The sequence below is a fragment of the Psychromonas sp. genome, from assembly GCF_983033635.1.
Map to the genome: position 1 here is coordinate 1 of NZ_CEZLMY010000165.1, position 3,387 is coordinate 3,387.

The following is a 3,387-nucleotide window of genomic DNA, read 5'->3' on the forward strand; positions in this document are numbered from 1 at the left end:
AGCGTACACAATGAGTGCTTGCTTGCTTGCTTGCTTGCTTGCTTGCTTGCTTGCTCAATAGTATGGATTACTAAGCAGGAACTAGTGATGCTTATAATTGGGAAAAAGCGAGCTTAAATGGGGTAGTGTCAACAAATTAATGGGGCAAAAATTCTAAGGCGCTATGTGCCCCTTTATACGACTTAGACAGATAACTCGCTATCGGTCCAAAAGCGTGCCAGAAACTTACAAAATTGTGGCCAATTTAACTCAGCCACAACAGTGTAACTTTATTAAATGATTAGTGGGTGGGATAAAAACGGATACCTGTATAGTAATAACGTTTCTGCCAGTTATTGCTATACAGAATTTAAACAAATATATAATGAGTGCTTTCGAATAGTGCGTCCACTTAAACATAAGGGAGGAATGCATCCGTGACGCTTAAATGATGTAGGAATACTAATCTTTTTATGTCACAAGATGTAACTTAGACGAACTGAATTCGACTTACAGGCTTATAATTTTCCCTGAATCACAAAAAAGACGCATTTTTCTGGCAAAGGAAGTCAACCAACACTCGAACCCGGCGTGCTTTTTGAGCGTGTTGTGGAAAGTAAATATACAGGCCCGGATAATCAACCCAGTGCTCTTCCAGTATGGGGAGCAACTTACCAGACGACAGACCTTCTCGGATCATCGGCTCGACAATTCTCCCAATCCCTAAGCCTTTTGAAGCTGCATCAATCATTAAATCAGTATCATTGACGATCATACTCAGGGGCGGAGCCACCCGTATCGTTTCTCCTTTATCGCTCAATTCCAAGGGAGCTAACTGATTTGAAGGCATATAGCGGTACTGGATCAATTTATGATGCTGCAAATCTTGCGGGCTGCTGGGGGTGCCAAAACGTTCCAGATAATCAGCTGTAGCAAAAAGAGCCTCTTTCATTGGTGGCATTAACGGCCGTGCAACCATGCCTTCTTCAATTCGATGACCGAAGCGTATTCCTGCGTCATAACCTTCCTTGATGATATTTATTGAGGTATTAGAGACGGATATTTCCAACTCAATCTCCGGATACAGCGAGCAAAACTCGGCATAAATCGGCTGCACAATAAGTTGATAGGCAAAACGAGGTACCGTTATCCGTACCTTGCCTGAAGGAACTTGACTCAGATCCTGAACGCTCTCTAATGCTCGGTACAGAGCATCCATTGCAGGAGAAGCCTGTCCCATAAGACATTTTCCCGCTTCGGTGAGCTCGATTGTTCGGGTTGTCCGAGTGAACAGAGGCAGGCCGAGATGGGATTCAAGCTGCTTTAGGGCATTACTCACTGCGGGAGGGGATAATTCGAGTTTACGCGCAGCCCCCCGAATACTGCCTTCTTGGGCAATAGTGAGAAATGTATCAACTTGATTGAAAAGCGAGCCTTTCATGCTTACCTCCTTATTGTTTCGCCTAGCTTAACAGTGAATTCATTATTACCCATCTTATCATTACCAATACTACAATGTAATCTTAGCCACAGTTATCTGATGGACTCGGGACTATAAGCAGACATAGCTTCCATTTGGCAGCAAGTCATACTGAAGATATATGGTTCTGTTTCAGATAAAACTGACGATTTCCTGAATTTTTAAATAGGGAAAAACTTCCCCAGAGCCATGGGGCATCAATATTAGCTGAAGACAAAAAGGTAATTTTATGAATATGAAACATAAATCTGTAACAGTGATCGGTTTGGGCGGAATGGGCTCTGCGCTGGCATCAGCTCTTCTTAAGGCGGGACACCAGGTTACTGTATGGAATCGTAGCGCAGAGAAGGCGCTGGTATTGGTAGCCGAGGGGGCAAATCTGGCCGACTCGCCAGTAGCGGCAGTTTCCGCCAGTTCATTGACCATCCTTTCCGTGGTGGATTACCCTGCAGCGCATGCGATCCTAGAACAAGAAGGAGTAGCCACAGCACTGAAAGGCCGCACCTTAGCTATGATGAGTACAGGCACTGGTGAGCAAGCGACTGCTCTTGCTGAGTGGGTACAAAATCAAGGTGCAGAGTACCTTGATGGCGGCCTTTTGAGCTATCCGCGCGCTATTGGCAAACCGAGTACCGGAATGCTATACAGCGGCAGCAAGCTTGCTTTCGAACAGCATGCTCAAACCCTATCTGCGATGGCTGGTGCGCAGCAATTTATCGGCGCTGATGTGACGGCCTCCAACACGATTGGCCTTGGGCTGTGGAGTTTCTATTTCGGCTCTCTTGCTGCTTTTTTTGAAGGTGCCGCCTGGGCCGACCGGATCGGCGATATGAAAATGCACAACTTTCTTCCTTCAGCCAAAGCCATGATGGCCACTTTACTTGATGGTATGGAAGATGCTGCAGAACGTATTAGTTTCGAGGATTATTCGGGAGACCAAGCAAGTGTCGATCTCCACTTGCACGGTATGGAGTTACTGTGTGGAGCGTTCTCCGCAGCAGGTTTGCCGTCAAAGGTTGCTGAAGCTTTTGTGGACTACCTTCAGATGGCCCGTCAGGCCGGTGATGGCAGTAAAGATGTGGTGACGGCCTTCAACGCACTTCGTCAATCTCAGGGTAAGTGAGATTTGTAGATTCTGCTGTGGTTGCCTGAGGCAACTACCAGTCTCTATCAACACGCAAACCTACTACGTTTGTAGTGGCTACTGATGAAGACAGTAACATAATAGCCTCGACATACACGTTGCCTATTTCCATAAGACTATAAGCACTATCACTAATATATACAGGCATGTCCAATGGTAAATAATCAACTAATCCATAGTGATCAGGATGTGTATGTGTGAAGTGGCACAGTTATTCTGGCCACTTATTTAGGGGTAATTGATGATATTTTCTAAGTCGCTATGTGCCGTGCGACGTGAAGTCGTATGTAACGCTGTTCACCGCGATAAGAGTGAACCATCTGTATCACCAGATGACCCTAAGACTCTGAATAAAGTAGCGAGTCTGACAATGTAACAAAGTCCACTGGACGGGAAAATAATCGTGAGAGGACGTTCTTCCTGATAACCACAAGTCGGGTAAGTGCTAGGGAGTCAGTATGATGAATGAAAGTGAATCCATGTAAGGTGCGTTATGCGACAAACAGCGGAAGTGGTTAATACGCTGTGGCCAAAACGGCAACGAGGGTAGGAAAGAGGTTGGCATATACTCTTTCGTGATCGAGCATCCCTTCGCATTAGAGTGGGCATCTAACCTGACATTGCGTTCCATGCGGAACACGGTAAGCCTGTATTGCTCCCAATAGGGAAAGCTGTCTGCGAAGAAAGCCGATAGTGGTGCAGGTAAAGGAGGCTGGAGAAAGCTAATGCTGCATTGTAATGATGCAGATACAGACGAATGTCTGACACGAAAGTGAGCCCACTT

2 protein-coding genes are annotated in these 3,387 nt (G+C 45.9%); one reads left to right on the forward strand and one right to left on the reverse strand.

The window, feature by feature from the left end; all coding sequences use genetic code 11:
• Positions 1–514 precede the first annotated feature (514 nt).
• Positions 515–1,420, reverse strand: a complete 906-nt coding sequence (locus AC4GME_RS15590) for a LysR family transcriptional regulator (protein ID WP_490379721.1) — start codon at positions 1,418–1,420, stop codon at positions 515–517.
• A gap of 268 nt (positions 1,421–1,688) precedes the next feature.
• Here AC4GME_RS15590 and AC4GME_RS15595 point away from each other — a divergent pair, with 268 nt between their 5' ends.
• Entirely contained in the window at positions 1,689–2,582 is an 894-nt protein-coding gene (locus tag AC4GME_RS15595; RefSeq protein ID WP_490379722.1) for an NAD(P)-dependent oxidoreductase, read from the forward strand.
• Positions 2,583–3,387 lie beyond the last annotated feature (805 nt).

Bases quoted from the DNA above. Each gene is read 5' to 3' on its own strand.
- AC4GME_RS15590 (WP_490379721.1), bottom strand. From the start codon at position 1,420: ATGAAAGGCTCGCTTTTCAATCAAGTTGATACATTTCTCACTATTGCC.
- AC4GME_RS15595 (WP_490379722.1), top strand. From the start codon at position 1,689: ATGAATATGAAACATAAATCTGTAACAGTGATCGGTTTGGGCGGAATG.